This is a genomic window from Exiguobacterium sp. s28 (assembly GCF_018618135.1).
Classification (GTDB): Bacteria; Bacillota; Bacilli; order Exiguobacteriales; family Exiguobacteriaceae; genus Exiguobacterium; species Exiguobacterium mexicanum_A.
The window spans coordinates 50,509-66,721 of the sequence record NZ_JACSLL010000012.1 but is presented as its reverse complement, the minus strand read 5'-3'; the positions used below and the strand labels follow the sequence as shown (position 1 = coordinate 66,721).

The following is a 16,213-nucleotide window of genomic DNA, read 5'->3' as shown; positions in this document are numbered from 1 at the left end:
TGCATCCTGTGACTTTTTCCTGGATGTATTTTTTTAATCATTTTTGTATTTTTATGCTTTACAATTAATAATCATACATATACACTTAGTCTCATATCTTGAAGGAGGAATTCATACATGAAAAAGTGGGTCATTACAGGGGGATTAGTGGCAAGTGCATTACTAGCAGGATGTAGCCAAGAGACGACGGGCGAAGAGAAAAAAACACTCGTCATGGGGACGAGCGCCGATTACTTCCCGTATGAGTTTGTCGATACGGCGAACGGGGATGAGATTGTCGGATTTGATATCGAGATCGCCGAAACCGTCACGGAACGCCTCGGCTACGAACTCAAAATTGAAGACATGGACTTCGGCAGCCTGCTCGGGGCACTAAACGCCGGACGTGTCGACTTCGTTATGGCCGGTATGACGCCGACCGAAGAGCGGAAAGAAAATGCCGCCTTCTCGGATATCTACTTGTCGGCGACGAACTTAGTCATGACGAAAGATGAGTCACTCGAGTCGATTGAGGCGCTCGCCGGCAAGAAAATCGGCGTCCAAACCGCTTCGATTCAAGAGAACATCGCCAAAGACCAAGCTCCGGAGGCAGAGCTCGTCTCATTGAACAAGATTCCAGAGATCGTCCAAGAGTTGAATACGGGTCGGATCGACGCGATGGTCATCGAGGACACGGTCGCCCAAAAATACTTGGACCAAGATGCCGGACTGTACACGTTCGCCTTGAAAGAAGATGGCGAGAAAGGTTCAGCAGCCGCCTTTAAATTGGAGGACGACCTTCGCGATCAGTTCAACGAGGAGTTGAACAAGATGATTGACTCAGGTGAAATCGACAAACTCGCCAAAAAATGGTTCTCGATGGAGCCGACGGAATGAGACCAGTCTCGCTGCCGATTTATCCAGTCACCTATCCAGACGGGTACCGTTTGAATCAAAACGAGAGTCAGTTCCCGGTGCCGTCCCGCCTCTATGACCAGCTCGCGACGATTTCGTTCCAAGACTTGCATGAGTATCCGGTCCAACCGATTGACGAGTTGTTCACCCGTTATGCGGCCTACGCCGGTGTCGAGCCGAATCAATTGCTCGTCGGTTGCGGCAGTGACGAGATGATTCACGTCGTCACCCAGGCGCTGTTGGCACCGGAAGACGTCGTCTTGTCACCGAGCCCGGATTTCGCACTCTATCCGATCTTCACGACAATCGCGCACGGCCGGCACGTGCAAGCCGATGACCTGTCGTATGACGCACTCGTCCAGGCGATCACGCAACACACACCGAAGCTGTTGCTGTTGTCGAACCCGAACAATCCGACCGGTAAATTGTGGAGCGTCGCTGAATTGGCCGAACTCGCGGGACTCGTGCCGTACTTGATCGTCGACGAAGCCTATATCGACTTCACACCGACGTCGAGCATGGTGGCCCATCTTGATTCATTTGCGAATGTGATTGTACTGCGGACGTTATCGAAGGCGTTTGGCCTGGCCAACGTCCGCCTCGGTTTCATGGTCACGACGACCGAACTCGCCGCTTATTTCCGTCAGTTCGTCCCGCCGTTCAACATTAGCGGTGTCAGCGCGAAAATCGCCAACATCTTTTTACAAGATGCGACGTATCTCGATGAGGCCATCGCATGGCACGCCGACATGCGCGGACAGTGGACCGACTTGTTCGCCACCATCGGACACGTCCATCCCGCCGAGGCGAACTTCATTTACGTCACGCTCGATGAGCCGGAGGCCGTTTGGGCCCACCTCGTCGCGCATGGCGTTCACACATCGAAACAACCGAACGGGATTCGCATCACGCTCGGCAATGAATCTGCTCTCGAAGCAACACGTCAGGCACTAGTCACCTTCGCGTCACAACCGACAGCATAAGCAAACGACCCGACATCACGTCGGGTCGTTTCGTCATGGTATGAACTTGAGCACTTTTGCTGGATTCCCCCCGACGACGGCACGGGCTGGCACGTCTTTCGTCACAACGGCGCCAGAGGCGATGACGGCATCGTCCCCGACTGTCACCCCTGGGTTTAGAATGGCACCGCCGCCGATCCATACCCGATGTCCGACCGTGACCGGTTTCCCGTATTCAAGACCCGAGATTCGTTCGATCGGGTCGAGCGGATGCGTCGCTGTATACACGTGCACACCCGGACCGAGCATGCAATCGTCACCGAATGTGATCGGACAGATGTCGAGGAATACGCAATCAAAGTTAGCGAAGAACCGTTCTCCGAGATGAATGTTATAACCGTAGTCGCATTTGAACGTAGGCTCCAAATAAAACGAACTTCCGGTCGAGCCGAACAGCTCCGCTAACACTGCTTTTCGGTCGTCGAGTTCATCAATTCCGGATCGATTAAATCGTTCCGTCAAACGCCGTGCCTGACGCCGGTCGGCGACGAGTTCCTCGTCTCCGGCCAAGTAAAGCTCGCCCCGAATCATCTTTTCTTTTTCAGTCATCTGCATCTCCCCCTATTCTGTCATCATTATAGAGGAATTTCTAGCGAAATGGGGAATAGGAACATGACGAACTAGAGGAGGAATAGACAGATGAAACGAATTCTTGACTGTAGAGCCAGTGATTTCTTGACGTTCAACCGCTCGGATTTGATTGGATCGATTCGCAAAGCCGAAGGTCGGACGGTACTCGCCGAAGTCATCCCGACCGTACAACCACTCTATCCGGAAGTGACGAACGCCGAACTCGCGCGGGCGTTCGGTGCCGACATGATTCTTTTGAACATGCTCGACGTGTTCCACCCGTACATAAAAGGTCTCGAAAGCCACGCCTTGTTCGGAAACATGCCGGGCGAGACGATGTCTGACAATCCCATCATGGAATTGAAGCGGCTCGTCGGTCTCCCGCTCGGGGTCAACCTCGAACCGGTCGATTTCTCTGAGAAATCGGAGGATATGTATGATGTGAAACAAGGACGGCTCGCGACACGGGAAGCGTTCGCCAGAGCGTCAGAGCTCGGTATCGACTTCATCTGCCTGACCGGAAACCCGAACACCGGGGTGACGAACGAGGCGATCGAGCAAGCCATCATCAACGCGCGCCAAGAGTTCGCGGGCGTCATCATCGCCGGGAAGATGCATCAAGCCGGCGTCGGCCGTGTACTTGATCAAGAGGCGTACGTCCGTTTTGCTGAAGCCGGGGCCGATATTATCTTGATTCCAGCGCCCGGCACCGTTCCTGGCGTCCGTGAAGATGAATTCTATGAAGTCACGCGCGAGATTCAAGCGTTGGATAAACTCGTCGTCGCCGCCATCGGCACATCACAGGAAGGGTCCGATGAAGCGACGATTCGTGACATCGCCTTGTCCTCGAAGCGCGGTGGGACGGACATCTTCCATATCGGCGATGCTGGGCTGTCCGGAATCGCCACACCGGAGAATATCCAGGCGTTATCGATTGCGATTCGGGGACGGCGCCATACGTACATCCGTATGGCCGCCTCGGTCAACCGCTAATCAAAAGGAACGAAGCCGATTGTGGCTTCGTTCCTTTTTGTGTTACCAGTCGGTAACGTCTCGGCGTGGTTTCGCCGGAGTCGTCGTCCCGTGCCGTTTGGCGAGGAGCGCCTCAACGTCTTGTAATGAAACGCCTTTGGCGGCGAGTAAGACGAGCAAATGGTACAAGAGGTCGGCCGACTCTTCGACCAAATCTTCATCGTTCAGCGCCGCGATGACGACCTCGAACGACTCTTCCCCAAACTTTTTGGCAATCTTGTCGACACCTTGGTCGAACAGATACGATGTGTATGAGCCTTCCTTCGGTGACGCCTGTCGTTCTTGAATCAACTTCTCTAATTCGTGAATCATCCTTCCACCTCCGTGAAAAAGCAGCTTCGATTTCCTGTATGACACGTCGGTCCATTGGCACGGACACGGACCAACAACGCGTCTTGATCACAATCGACGTGGATGCTTTCGAGCTCGAGCGTATTTCCGCTCGACTCCCCTTTCATCCAGAGTCTCCCTTTCGAACGTGACCAGAACGTGACCGTGTTCGTCTCGAGCGTCTTCTGAATCGCCTCGTCGTTCATGTAGCCTAACATGAGGACGGCGTCGTCCTCTGTCGACACGATGATGGCTGGAATCAATCCATTGTCGTCGTAACGAACCGCATCGGCAAGTTGTGCTCGCTGCATACGTGTTTCACCTCTTCCACTGTCGTTTTCCGGTCATGCAAAATCGAGGCGAGTAGCGCCGCATCGACCTTCTCGAGCGCGTCGACGACGTGATTCGCGTTCCCGGCACCGCCAGAGGCGATAATCGGGATATCGACGGCGTCCCGGAGCAAATCAAGGATTCGCAAATCGTAGCCGCTCTGCTTTCCGTCCTGATTCATCGACGTGACGAGCAGTTCACCCGCCCCAAGTGCGGCCACTTGCTTTGCCCAATCGACGGCCCGCAACTCGGTCCGGTTCTTCCCGCCATACGTATAGACGAAGTAATCGTCGTCTTCGAACTTGACATCGATGGCGATGACGATACATTGTGACCCGAACCGCTCGGCCGCTCGTTTGATCAAATCGGGTGATTCGACGGCGAGCGTGTTGAGCGACACTTTATCGGCCCCAGCTTTTAAGAGCGAGGAAATATCCTCAAGCGACCGGATGCCGCCACCGACCGTGAGCGGAATGAACACTTTCCGGGCGACAGCACTGACGACGTCAAGCATCGTCTGGCGGCGTTCCGTACTCGCGGTGATATCGAGAAACACGAGCTCATCCGCACCGGAGGCGTCATAATACTTGGCAATCTCGACCGGGTCGCCGATGTCACGTAACGCGACAAACTCGATCCCTTTGACGACACGACCGTCTTTCACATCAAGACACGGAATGATGCGACGTTTAAGCATGGCGCGCCTCCCACTCGATCAAGTCATCAAGACTGACTTGTCCGGAGAGTAGTGCCTTCCCGACGACCGCCTCGTCGATGCCGGCCGCTTGAAGCGCCTCGACGTCAGCCTCGGTCGTCACGCCACCCGAGGCAATGATCGTGACCGAAACAGCCTCACGGAGCGCCTTCATCCGCTCAAGGTTCGGTCCGTTCAATTTCCCGTCCGAACCGATATCCGTATAGAGAATCGTCTTGACCCCACGGTCGACGAGTTCTTTCGCGGCATCGATATCTTTTAAGTCGGTCGCTTCTTGCCATCCGTTGACGGCGACGATGCCATCATAGGCGTCGAGGGCGACGGCGACACGATCACCGTACTTCGCGAGCGCCCGGTCCAAGAAATCCGGGTCTGTAAACGCCTTTGTCCCAAGCAAGACACGGTCGGCGCCGGTCGCCATGACCGCATCGAGCGCTTCCTCGGAACGAATGCCTCCGCCGGTCTGGACGAAGAAGCCGCACGATTTGGCGAATCGGACGACATCAAGATGTCTCGGTTCGCCGGCTTTCGCTCCCTCGAGATCAATCAAGTGAAGCATCGGAACGCGCCCTTGCCATTCCTTCAATTTTTCGTATGGGTCGCCATACTGTTCTTCTGTATTGAAATCGCCTTCCGTCAAGCGGACGATTTTTCCGTCAATCAAATCAATGGCCGGTAGTAATCTCACGTTCGACCGCCTCCTTCCATTCTTTCAATAAACTGAGTCCAAACGCGCCGCTCTTCTCCGGGTGGAACTGCATCCCCGTGACGAGCCCTTTTTGCACGATGGCTGGCACGTCTTCCCCCATATAATCGGCAGAAGCGATCACATGGGTCGGGTCGGTCACGACGTGATACGAGTGAACGAAATAGACGTCCTCGTCTCGCAAAATCGAGTTCCAGCCGACGTGTGGCAGACGTTTCGCCCGCATCCGTTCGACGCGCCCTTTAATCAAACCGAGTCCTTCTGTCGGCAACCCTTCCGTGCTCGACTCGAATAAGAGCTGCATGCCAAGGCAAATGCCAAGGAACGGTTTTTCTTGTGCCGACCGTTTCAACAGCGGAATCAGACCCGTCTCGTTCAGCGATTGCATCGCCTGCGGGAACGCTCCGACACCAGGTAACAAGATGGCATCAGCTGCCTTGATTTCCACTGGATCGTTCGTGATGATGACGTAACAGCCGATAGCTTGGAGTGCCCGTTCGACGTTGAACACGTTACCCATTCCATAATCGATGACCGCGATTTTCATCCTTCGATCAGTCCTTTCGTCGACGGCAATCGATTCGACCCGTCTTGCCCAATCGCCTCGGCGAGGGCGCGACCGAACGCCTTGAACAACCCTTCAATCATGTGGTGCGAGTTCGACCCGTAGAGGACCTCTAGGTGCAGTGTCAACCGGGCGTTCATCGCCACGGCCCGGAAAAACTCTTCGGCGAGCTCGGTATCAAAGTCTCCGAGTTTCGGATTTTTAATATCAGCCCGGTAGACGAGGAACGGACGGCCCGACACGTCGACGACGGCACGCGCGAGCGTCTCGTCCATCGGCAAATAACTCGTGCCGTAGCGGCGAATGCCGATTTTGTCGCCGAGCGCTTGATTGATCATCTGCCCAAGGGCGATTCCGACGTCTTCGACCGTATGGTGAGCGTCGACCCACGTATCCCCTTCGACATGGACCGTCAAATCGATTTGGCTGTGGAACGCGAACAGTGTCAGCATATGGTCAAAGAAGCCGACACCTGTCTTGATGTCACTTTGTCCTGTCCCATTCAAATCAAGCTTGAGCTCGATGTTCGTCTCTTTTGTCTCTCGTTTCGTCTCAGCTGTTCTCAAGTGAAGTCACCTCTTCTATCGTTTGTTGAAGCAAGCGGTACGCCTCGTCCGTGCCGGCACTGACACGAATCCCGTCTGCGAACGCGCGAACATGGACATCCTTTTCTAAGAAACGGGCGGCCCAAGCTTCGCTGTCCGGTGTTTTGACGTATAGGAAATTGGCACGGCTCGGTAAGACGTTTCCAATCGGTGCGAGCAACGTTTCAAGCTTTTGTCGTTGCGTTTGATGGAAGTTGATCGACTCCTCGATATATTCGGAGTCGTTCAACACGACCGTCGCCACGGCCGCACTCAGCCCGCTCACGTTGAATGGCGAACGGAACCGGTCAATCTTCTCGATTAAGCGCTCGTCGGCAATCATGAAACCGATGCGCAGATTCGCGAGTCCGAACGCTTTCGATAACGTACGGAGAATGATGACGTTCGCGTGGTCCGCGAGTCGGTCTTTGAATGAATCTTCCATCGTGAAATCGATATATGCCTCGTCCACGACGAGATATGGAACACGGCTAGCGACCGTTTCGAGTTCATCGAGTGACCACATCTTTCCCGTCGGATTGTTCGGGTTCGACACGAGCACAAGTTTCGGCCGTTCCGCCTCGATCGTCTCGAGCAATGATTGAATCGACAATCCGTCCGCATCCGGCTGCACAAAATTCCCGCGAGCGATATGCGTATAAATGCCGTACATCGAAAAATCGGGAATCGGGGCGGCGACGACGTCATCGGCGTCAAGAATTGCCTGACATAAAATGGCTAGCAGTTCGTCACTGCCGCTCCCGACCATGAGTTGTTGCGGATCCACACCAGCATATGTCGCATAACTTTGTTTCAGCGCTGCCAACTCATCGACCGGATAATGGCTCAAATCGAGCGGAAGCTCTCGGATTGCCGTCTTTAACCGCTCTGGGAACTCATATTGGCTCTCGTTTTGATTCAACGCATGTCCTTTGACCGCCTGCGGGACGTAGCGGGGAATCGTCTCATAGTTCTGTCTCATACGTCCTCCAATCGAACCGCCATCGCTCGGGCGTGGCCGTCAAGTTGTTCTTGTTGTGCGATGCGAATCGCGGCGCGTGTGACACGTTCATCGAGCTCCGTCATCTGAAGGAACGTCTGTCTCCGGTAAAAATCATCGACCGAGAGGCCGCTCGAGAAGCGGGCCGTCCCGCTCGTCGGCAAGACGTGGTTTGGTCCAGCGATGTAATCGCCAAACGCTTCCGCGGCTTCATGACCGAGGAAGAACGAACCACCGTGACGGATGGCTTGCATATAGGTTTCCGGGTCGGAGACGGCAAGTTGCACGTGCTCGGCTGCCATCTCGTTGGCGACTTCGATTGCACGTTCGCTCGACATGATGCGTACCCCGCCTCGTTTCAATGCCTCGACCGCAATGTCACGGCGTGGTAGCTCGGCCAGCTGGCGTGCCAATTCCTGTTCGATCCGTTCGGCCAACTCGTCTGACGTGACGAGAGCGAGTGCCGTCGCTTCGACGTCATGTTCGGCTTGGGCGAGCAAGTCGGCGGCGACCCATTTCGGATTGGCCGTCTCATCGGCGATGATGAGTACTTCAGACGGCCCAGCGACCGAGTCGATGCCGACGATGTGAGAGACGAGCGACTTCGCGGTCGCGACATAGGCGTTACCAGGTCCGACAATCTTGTCGACCGGTTTGATCGTCTCGGTGCCAAACGCAAGCGCGGCCACGGCTTGTGCCCCGCCGACCAGATGACACTCATCTGCCCCTGCGATTTTTGCCGCAATCAATAGCGACAAGTCGATGCCATCTGGTTTTGGCGGCGTCACCATGACGATCCGTTTCACACCGGCCACTTTCGCCGGGATGATGTTCATCAAGACGCTCGAGGGATAGACGGCCGTCCCACCCGGTACGTACACGCCGACCGAGTCGAGTGGCATGAAGCGACGTCCGAGTCTGAACATGCCATCTTCATACGCGTCGTCTTGACGACGCTGACGCTCGTGGAACGTGCGAATGCGTTCGGCGGCGAGCGTCAACGCCTCGGTCAACTCCCCGTAAGCTTCAGGTGGCGTGAAGGCCGTCAAGTCGACCGTTTCGATTACGTCGACACCGTCAAATTTCTTTGTAAACTCTAGGAGCGCCTCATCTCCGTTCGACTCCACGGCCTCGAGAATTGGCTTAACCGCTTCCGCCCAGCTTTCACGCCGGCTCCGATTCGTTTCCGTGCTCATTTCGCTTCCTCCTTGCTTAAACGACGAATCCAGGCCTTCAATTCATCAGGATCGTTAGCGAGCGCCGTCTCACTCGTGATGAACTTGGCGTTCACCGTGAAAATCGTTTCGTATTCCTCGAGGTCGTTCGCACGAAGCGTCGCCCCCGTCTCGACGATATCGACGATGCAATCGGCGAGTCCTGTGAGCGGTGCGAGTTCGACCGAACCGTTCAACGCAATCACTTCGACGTTCTGTCGCTTCGAAGCGAAGTGAGAGATGGCGATATTCGGATACTTGCTCGCGACTTTCAATTTTTTCGTCCCGTTCTTTCGTTCTTTCGGTCCGCAAACCGCCATCCGGCAACGGCCGAACGGCAAATCGACGACTTCGAGGACGCCAGGCGTCTTCTCTCGCAAGATGTCGCCACCGACGACGCCGACATCAGCCGCGCCGTGCATGACATATTTATAGACGTCATCCCCTTTGACGAAGATGAACTCATGCCCGTCGACTTCGACGGTCAGTTCTCGGCCGCGTTTTTCGGGCCAGACGGTTAATCCGACTTGTTCGAAATAGTCTCGGGCCGCTTTTTCAATGCGTCCTTTCGCGATGGCCACTTTCATAAAATCACCTCACCTAACTGTTCTAAATCAAGCGACAATCCGAACGCCCGTCGCGATTGGCCGAAATGTCCGTATAGCGAATCATAGCGACCGCCCGAGAGGACGCGCCGTCCGTCGATGCTTCCTGTCACCGTCAATCCTGAATAATAATCAAAATCGCCGGTCTGTCCAAAGTCGTACGATACGTTCAAACCGATGGCGCGTAAATGTTCGACCGCCCGCTCGACTTCATTGATCGCAGCCGTCAACCCTGGCTCGGCGACTTCTCGTAGTTCAGCGAGTGCCGAATCACCGATTAAGAACGGTAGCTTCGCGATTAACGGGTATTGGTACGTATCCGCGAGGTCACGAAGTGATTCCAAGTTACGGAGCGCCAAATATTGACGGAGCGTCCGCTCTGGGATCCCGGCCTCTTCCGCCACGGCCGCGACCAAGGCAGCCGAGCCGACTTGAATCCGAAGCCCGTCTTGCGGCAACACCCGCTCGGTCATACTGAGGAACGATGCAATCAGCTCCATATCTGGTGCATCACCATCAATCCATTCAAGCCCGAGCTGTTGACGCTCATGCGGCTGACCCGAATGTTTCGGGGTACGCCGATAGACGGCACCGGCATAGGCGACTCGCATCGGTTCATGACCATCGGCGAGCTTCCGAGCGATTTGCAACGTATAGTCCGGACGCATGACGAGCAACTCGCCGTCATTCCCGAACAGACGATAATAGGCCGACTCATCGAACAAGGCCAAGTCTTGATAGTGCGAATAATATTCCACGAGCGGCGGCTCAATGACACTGTAGCCATTTGACTCGGCTCGTTCTAAAAATGACAACATCCACTGCTTCGGACGCAGGACGTCTTCCCCTTGCAATTCGTGCCATCCTTCCGGGATGGATCCTTTTGTATTGAACCAGATCATCAATATCACCCTTTATCTTATTATCACTTTACCAAACTAAAGTAGTGTGTTAAATTTATCAAACCAAGCCGTTGCTGTCAACCGGCGAACTCGAAAGGAATGTCGACTGATGATTGACTTTACCCGTGATGGTCACCTTCACACCCCATTTTGTCCGCATGGTTCATCCGATTCGCTCGAAGCGTATGTAAAGCGCGCCTTGAACCAAGGAATCAAGACGCTCACGTTCACGGAGCACGCTCCTCTCCCGGCCCGGTTTCAAGACCCGACGCCAGACCAAGATTCAGCGATGGCGCTCGATTTGCTCCCGCGTTATATAGAAGCTTTGCAGACGTTGAAGCGGTCGTATCCCGAACTTGATCTCCGCATCGGTTTGGAGATCGACTATTTGCCCGGATATGAGTCCGAGACGCTGGCGTTGCTCGGGCCGTATGCCGACGTATTAGACGAAGCAATCTTGTCCCAACACTTTCTCCTCGTCGACGACGAGCTCCTGCCTATCGACTTCTCGGCCGACACGTTTGATGCGCTCGTCAAACGTGTCGGCTCGTTCGAGGCCGTGATGAAACAATACTACACGGCGCTCGCTGCCGGACTCGCATTCCCTTGGGAGCGCTTGAAAGTGGACCGCATCGGACATATCGACTTACCGATCAAATATCAACACAAGTACACGTGGGCCCGCTCGAACGTGCAGGACGAACAGACGCGCTTGCTACAAACGATCGCCACGCGCGGTTTCGGTCTCGATTTGAATACGGCCGGGCTCCGCAAGCCCGATTGCGGCCAACCTTACGCCATTGACGTCGCGTCCGAGGCGGCCGCACTCGGCATCCCGTTCGTGCTCGGTTCAGACGCCCATATCGCCTTCGATGTCGGCGCCGGGTTCGAAATTATACAAAAAAAAGCCACGTTCCTATGAACGTGGCTTTTTCACAGCGATCTAGCTATCTAGATCCCCATTTTTGGTTGTCGATAACGATATGGCGTTCCATTTCTTCATCTATTGACAATAATACCATACTGAACCCGCATTGCAACCCGAAAATGAAAAAAGGATGACGTGGGTGTCATCCTTACAAAGTTAGACCGCCATCTCGGCGTATAGGTCTTTCAACTCTTCCGTCGCTGCCTCGTCCATTTGTAACGCCACGAGTTCAACAAACCGGAGCGCCGGATCCGTATCCCCTGACAAGGCGACGATCTCAGCTGCGGCACCATCGAGCGCTAGCAAGATGCCCGAGACACCGAGCGTCGGATAGTAGCGAAGCAACGCCCGAACGTGCTTCAACTCCGAAACCTCATTTCCGTTGATCTTTAATGACTTAACGGCGAGCTCTTTATGCGTCCCGATGGCAAATTTATCTTCCCACACCTCTTCGAGTGTGATCAACGCTTCCACATCATAGGCACCATCTGTGAAACGAACTTGTTTTTCCATGTAACATTTCCCCTCTCGTTAATCTACTTTCATTATAAGAAAGAAACCCACGAAAAGATTGTGAAATATTGAACATTATGTGTAAACTTTGTCTCACCTGTGCTTAGCCATAAAAAAAGGTCCCTCCGAAGAGAGACGAATAATGGAAGAGTAAAACACCATTGGCAGTACATTAATAATATAACATCGAATGAAAACGTTTACAATGTGTTTTTGAAACTTTTTTCGAGTGGCATATGTACCACGTCAATCCCACTCTCACGCATCAAATCGAGGCCGTCACCGTGCTCATAGCCGACCGCATAGACGACACGGGCTACGCGTGACGCAATCAAAGCGAGCGAACAGGCATGACATGGTGAGTGGGTCACATAGGCTGTCGCGCCGAAGGCGTTCGTCGAATCCGCGGCGAGCTTACCAATCGCGTTGATTTCGGCGTGGATTTCATGTTGCTTCGACCAATTATGGTGGTCGTATGGGTCCGAACATCTAATAAATGTCACACCCTCATGGATGAATGAAACCGGTGCCTCGAGCAAATCGACCGCATCTTCTGACACGTACTCGGCCCGTTTATAAAAACCGTCTTCCCGTTTTAAAAAGATCTCATTGCAGTTCGTATGCCCGGGTGGCGTCCCATTGAGCCCAATCGAGATCGGCTTCTCATCTTTGACGATGACGCAAGCGACACTTTTCGAGGCGCATTTCGAATGGCGTACCGCCATCATATCAGCGAACTGCAACCACGTCTCATCCCATAGCCGTTGTTTTTCCATTTTCTTATCCTCCTCAAAGAAAAGGAAAGTCTGAGGGCTCAGACTTTCCTCGTTCAATATCCAGTCTCTTTTGGCAACTCTTTGTTTTTTGAAGCGATCTCGATGACTTTTTCTTTCAACTCGTGCTCCATGCGATCGAGTTCACGTTCGGCCTCACGACGCTTCTGACGTCCTTCTTGTTGAATCCGGAGCGTCTCGTCGAGCGTCGAGAGCAAGTTCTCGTGCGCCACTTTGAGCGATTCGACCGAAACGATGCCTTTCTCGTTCTCTGTGGCGATCTCGATCGATGAGTCTTTCAACATCTTCGAGTTCTGCTCGAGCAACGTGTTCGTCGTCTTCGTGACGTCTTGCTGCATGCGGAGCGCCGTCTTTTGTCGTGTCAAGCTGAGCGCAAGCACGACTTGGTTTTTCCAGAGCGGAATCGTATTGACGACCGCCGACTCGATTTTCTCGGCTAGAATCTGGTTGTTCTGTTGGATGACCCGAATTTGCGGTGCCATCTGCAGACTGATTGTCCGGCTCAGTTTCAAATCGTGCAATTTTTTCTCGAATCGGTCCGCGAGTTGAATCATGTCGTTCAACTGTTGAAGTTTGACCTGGTCTTTCGACATCTCCACTTCTTGACGGAGCGGGGCGATCTCATAGCTGCGCACGTGGTCAAGTTTCGTCTCACCGGCGGCGATATAGACGTTAAGCTCTTCAAAATAACGCTTGTTCTTATCGTACATCTGATCGAGCATCGTGATGTCCTTCATCAAACCGAACTTGGCCCGGTCTAGATTATGGATGACTTCTTCTAAATAGACGCTCATCTTTTCAAACTGGAGTTTGTAGTTCTCGGCTTTCTTCTTGGCCCGTCCGATGAGCGGCAAGTTGTCCATAAAACTCTTCTTCTCTGGCTGCAACATGTCCGGGTCCATCTTGCGTACGTTCTGCATCAAGTCGGACAATAGCTTTCCGGCGTCACCGCCATCCTTCATCCGGACCTCGGTCAAGATTTGGTCCGAGAATTGCGACAGTTCGCGTTGCACGTTTGAGCCGAACAACATGACGGAATCTGTCTTTTTAATATCGATCGACTCTGCGATGCGCGTGATCCGTTCTCGGTGTTCCTGGGGGACATCTGGATTCACTTGAATCGCCGGCACCTCATGTTTCTCTGTCATAGATGACCAGTCCACGGACGGGTCCGAAATCGCATCGGTTTCCGTCTTCGTTTTCGTCTGTGAAGTGAGCTCTTCTTCTGGCCATGACTGCCAGTTCGTTTCATTCGATGAAGTCATGTTTTTTTCTCCCTTCTGGTTGATCGGCCAATACTTTTTCCATCATGATCAACTCTCGTTCAAAGTCGACCGCATCGTCTTCTAAGAGACGGCTGCGTTGCTGTTTGAACTTATCGACGATGAGTCGCATATTGGTAATCAACTGTTCACGTGTCTCTTCTTGAATGACGACGCGTTTTCCTTCTAGTTCTTTAAATTTCAACACGACCGACACAAGCGAATCCAAATAGAACGTGAAGAGATCACGAACATGTTTCGCGTCTTGTGGATTCTCGAACAGTTCGGCGAACAGTTCGTGCGCTTCCTTCGAGACGGCCTTCATCTCACGCCGCACCTCGATGTCTTTGATTTCCGGCAAGACGCGGTCGATTTGTTGCAGTTTCTCATAGCCTTGTTCAATCGTCCGTTGCAAAAATTGAAGCTCTAAATCGTCGGTCGCCTCGAACTGACGTACCGGCGCCGCTTCTTCAAGCGGTTTCAAGATACGCGAGCCGACGAACGGTTCGTCTTCATCGAGCAACAGCTTTTTCTTGGCCCGTTTGGCAACGGGGGCCGGTGCCCGCTTCCGGCGTTTATTGGTCGACCACACTTCGTTTAATACGAGCGCCCCGACGATGATAAACAACCAAGAGAAATCAAAAACGTTTATGGCAAAATATAGGATCGCCCCGGTCAGGGCCCATTTCATCCATGTTTTCATCCGTTTCACCTCGTCTCATGATACTTCTATTGTACCTTACGTGACCCTTCAAAAAAAGTTTCGTCATCTTTATAAGCTTAGCATAATGACGCCGCACGCTCTCTCGGTCGCAAGAACGAAAAGTCAGGGTCGCTCGAATGTAAAAAAACCTCCTGATTCAATGAATCAGGAGGAGTTCGTCACGTTACACCGTGACCCACGTTGTCACCATGACGATGGCGACCGTCACCGGAATGACATACCGGATGAGGAAGTGCCAGACCGGGTACAGCTTGACACCAGCGCCCGATGTTTGAATCTCTTCTTTAAGAATGCGTTGATCAACGACATACCCGACGAAAATCGATGTCAAGAGCGCACCGACCGGCATCAAGACATAGCTGACGATATAGTCCATCGAATCGAAGAACGTACGACCGTTCAAGAACTGCATCTCGCTCATCACTCCGAACGAGAGGGCCGAAGGGATACCAACCGCAAAAACGATCGCTGCTGACAAGAGTGTGACGTTCCGTTTCGACATCGTCTGTTTCTTTTCGTTCAGTCGGTCGGTCACACCGGCGACGACGACTTCAAGCATCGCAATCGATGACGTGATCGAGGCGAACGTGAACAGCAAGAAGAACAATACCATGAAGAAACCACCGAGCGGGACTTGATTGAAGACGGCCGGCAAGACGACGAAGAGAAGCGCCGGGCCTTCAGCCGGGTCGAGACCTGATGCGAACACGGCCGGGAAAATCGCGAGACCCGCCAACAGCGAGACGGCGATGTTCAATAGAACGATCATGTTCGCCGAGCGATTGAGCGTGCCTTTCGTTTTAATGTAGGACGCATACGTCAACATGGCCGCAACCCCGAGTGATAGCGAGAAGAACGCTTGACCGAGGGCGAACAAGACCGATTCCCCCGTCAAGGCAGAGAAGTCAGGCTGCAAGAAGAAGCGAACCCCTTCCATCGCCCCGTCGAGCGTCAATGAGCGGATGACGAGGACGATGAAACTGACGAACAAGAGCGGCATCAAGATCTTGCTCATCCGCTCGATTCCAGCTTCGACGCCTTTTAGCACGATTAAGAGCGTGATCAATAAGAATAAGAATTGACCGAACACGGCGATGCCTGGTGACGAGACGACATCTCCGAAGACGGCACCGAATTCGTCAGGCGATCGGCCGTTCAATGTCCCGCTCAAGCCGAGACCGACATAGATTAAGACCCAACCACCGATGACACTGTAGAATGAGAGCAATAAGAAACATGCGATGACACCAAGGTAACCGACGAGCGTCCAACGGCCGTGTCCTAATTTTTTGAATGCGAGCAGTGCCGTTTTTTGTGTCGAGCGTCCGACGATGAACTCACCGATCAATAACGGGAGACCGAGTAAGAGCGTAAACGCTAAAAACATGAGCAAAAAGGCGCCGCCTCCACTTGTGCCGGTGACATACGGAAATTTCCAGATCGCACCGAGACCAATCGCTGACCCTGCGGCCGCTAAGATGAATCCAATTTTTGAGGCGAACGAGTTTTGCGCCATTACCATC

At 53.5% G+C, this 16,213-nt stretch carries 18 protein-coding genes and 1 pseudogene; 4 read left to right on the top strand and 15 right to left on the bottom strand.

Translation table 11 applies throughout. The annotated features are described in order from the left end of the window. Positions 1-117 precede the first annotated feature (117 nt). On the top strand, positions 118-876 hold the full coding sequence (locus KNP78_RS12295; protein ID WP_034777396.1) for a transporter substrate-binding domain-containing protein: 759 nt from the start codon (positions 118-120) through the stop codon (positions 874-876). Beyond that, a complete protein-coding gene (locus KNP78_RS12290; RefSeq protein ID WP_214752809.1) occupies positions 873-1,877 on the top strand; it encodes a pyridoxal phosphate-dependent aminotransferase in 1,005 nt (334 codons plus the stop codon). The genes KNP78_RS12295 and KNP78_RS12290 overlap by 4 nt, the downstream gene beginning before the upstream one ends. 33 nt (positions 1,878-1,910) lie before the next feature. Here the strand turns inward: KNP78_RS12290 and KNP78_RS12285 are convergent, their stop codons facing one another. Further along, positions 1,911-2,465 (bottom strand): maltose acetyltransferase domain-containing protein, encoded by a 555-nt coding sequence (locus KNP78_RS12285; protein WP_214752807.1) that lies wholly within the window; start codon positions 2,463-2,465, stop codon positions 1,911-1,913. Positions 2,466-2,555: 90 nt separating this feature from the next. Here KNP78_RS12285 and KNP78_RS12280 point away from each other — a divergent pair, with 90 nt between their 5' ends. Further along, positions 2,556-3,479, top strand: a complete 924-nt coding sequence (locus KNP78_RS12280) for a DUF7916 family protein (protein ID WP_034777393.1) — start codon at positions 2,556-2,558, stop codon at positions 3,477-3,479. A gap of 42 nt (positions 3,480-3,521) precedes the next feature. Here KNP78_RS12280 and hisIE read toward each other — a convergent pair. The 9 genes and pseudogenes from hisIE to KNP78_RS12230 all read right to left on the bottom strand — a co-directional run bounded on the left by hisIE (position 3,522) and on the right by KNP78_RS12230 (position 10,469). Next, positions 3,522-4,159, bottom strand: a pseudogene (hisIE, locus tag KNP78_RS15825) (bifunctional phosphoribosyl-AMP cyclohydrolase/phosphoribosyl-ATP diphosphatase HisIE). Next, a complete protein-coding gene (gene hisF / locus KNP78_RS12265; protein WP_214797010.1) occupies positions 4,108-4,875 on the bottom strand; it encodes an imidazole glycerol phosphate synthase subunit HisF in 768 nt (255 codons plus the stop codon). The pseudogene hisIE and the gene hisF overlap by 52 nt, the downstream one beginning before the upstream one ends. Continuing rightward, positions 4,868-5,581: a 1-(5-phosphoribosyl)-5-[(5-phosphoribosylamino)methylideneamino]imidazole-4-carboxamide isomerase gene (gene hisA / locus KNP78_RS12260; RefSeq protein WP_214710015.1), complete on the bottom strand. Its 714-nt coding sequence runs from the start codon at positions 5,579-5,581 to the stop codon at positions 4,868-4,870. Before hisA ends, hisF begins: the two co-directional genes overlap by 8 nt. Next, complete coding sequence (hisH, locus tag KNP78_RS12255) at positions 5,559-6,146, bottom strand: imidazole glycerol phosphate synthase subunit HisH (protein ID WP_214797011.1); 588 nt, start codon at positions 6,144-6,146, stop codon at positions 5,559-5,561. The genes hisA and hisH overlap by 23 nt, the downstream gene beginning before the upstream one ends. After that, the gene (hisB, locus tag KNP78_RS12250) at positions 6,143-6,730 is read right to left on the bottom strand and encodes an imidazoleglycerol-phosphate dehydratase HisB (protein ID WP_214797012.1); all 588 of its coding nucleotides are present in this window, start codon (positions 6,728-6,730) and stop codon (positions 6,143-6,145) included. Before hisB ends, hisH begins: the two co-directional genes overlap by 4 nt. Beyond that, positions 6,717-7,730 carry a pyridoxal phosphate-dependent aminotransferase gene (locus tag KNP78_RS12245; RefSeq protein WP_138859525.1) on the bottom strand — a complete coding sequence of 338 codons (1,014 nt, stop codon included), beginning with the start codon at positions 7,728-7,730 and terminating at the stop codon, positions 6,717-6,719. Before KNP78_RS12245 ends, hisB begins: the two co-directional genes overlap by 14 nt. Then, positions 7,727-8,944 carry a histidinol dehydrogenase gene (hisD, locus tag KNP78_RS12240; RefSeq protein ID WP_034777383.1) on the bottom strand — a complete coding sequence of 406 codons (1,218 nt, stop codon included), beginning with the start codon at positions 8,942-8,944 and terminating at the stop codon, positions 7,727-7,729. Before hisD ends, KNP78_RS12245 begins: the two co-directional genes overlap by 4 nt. Next, positions 8,941-9,549 (bottom strand): ATP phosphoribosyltransferase, encoded by a 609-nt coding sequence (hisG, locus tag KNP78_RS12235; RefSeq protein WP_034777382.1) that lies wholly within the window; start codon positions 9,547-9,549, stop codon positions 8,941-8,943. Before hisG ends, hisD begins: the two co-directional genes overlap by 4 nt. Beyond that, on the bottom strand, positions 9,546-10,469 hold the full coding sequence (locus KNP78_RS12230; RefSeq protein ID WP_214710981.1) for an ATP phosphoribosyltransferase regulatory subunit: 924 nt from the start codon (positions 10,467-10,469) through the stop codon (positions 9,546-9,548). The genes hisG and KNP78_RS12230 overlap by 4 nt, the downstream gene beginning before the upstream one ends. Before the next feature lie 109 nt (positions 10,470-10,578). Here KNP78_RS12230 and hisJ point away from each other — a divergent pair, with 109 nt between their 5' ends. Beyond that, positions 10,579-11,391, top strand: coding sequence for a histidinol-phosphatase HisJ (gene hisJ, locus KNP78_RS12225; RefSeq protein WP_214824556.1), 813 nt, complete (start codon positions 10,579-10,581; stop codon positions 11,389-11,391). Between the two features lie 162 nt (positions 11,392-11,553). Here the strand turns inward: hisJ and KNP78_RS12220 are convergent, their stop codons facing one another. From KNP78_RS12220 to KNP78_RS12200, 5 genes are all read right to left on the bottom strand, one after another. Further along, entirely contained in the window at positions 11,554-11,910 is a 357-nt protein-coding gene (locus KNP78_RS12220; protein WP_034777378.1) for a hypothetical protein, read from the bottom strand. A gap of 200 nt (positions 11,911-12,110) precedes the next feature. Then, the gene (locus KNP78_RS12215; RefSeq protein WP_034777377.1) at positions 12,111-12,686 is read right to left on the bottom strand and encodes a deoxycytidylate deaminase; all 576 of its coding nucleotides are present in this window, start codon (positions 12,684-12,686) and stop codon (positions 12,111-12,113) included. A 53-nt stretch (positions 12,687-12,739) separates the two neighbouring features. Beyond that, positions 12,740-13,969 (bottom strand): toxic anion resistance protein, encoded by a 1,230-nt coding sequence (locus KNP78_RS12210; protein ID WP_034777376.1) that lies wholly within the window; start codon positions 13,967-13,969, stop codon positions 12,740-12,742. Further along, positions 13,953-14,669, bottom strand: coding sequence for a 5-bromo-4-chloroindolyl phosphate hydrolysis family protein (locus tag KNP78_RS12205; RefSeq protein WP_034777375.1), 717 nt, complete (start codon positions 14,667-14,669; stop codon positions 13,953-13,955). Before KNP78_RS12205 ends, KNP78_RS12210 begins: the two co-directional genes overlap by 17 nt. Before the next feature lie 184 nt (positions 14,670-14,853). Next, on the bottom strand, positions 14,854-16,206 hold the full coding sequence (locus KNP78_RS12200; protein ID WP_034777374.1) for a sodium-dependent transporter: 1,353 nt from the start codon (positions 16,204-16,206) through the stop codon (positions 14,854-14,856). Positions 16,207-16,213: the final 7 nt, after the last annotated feature.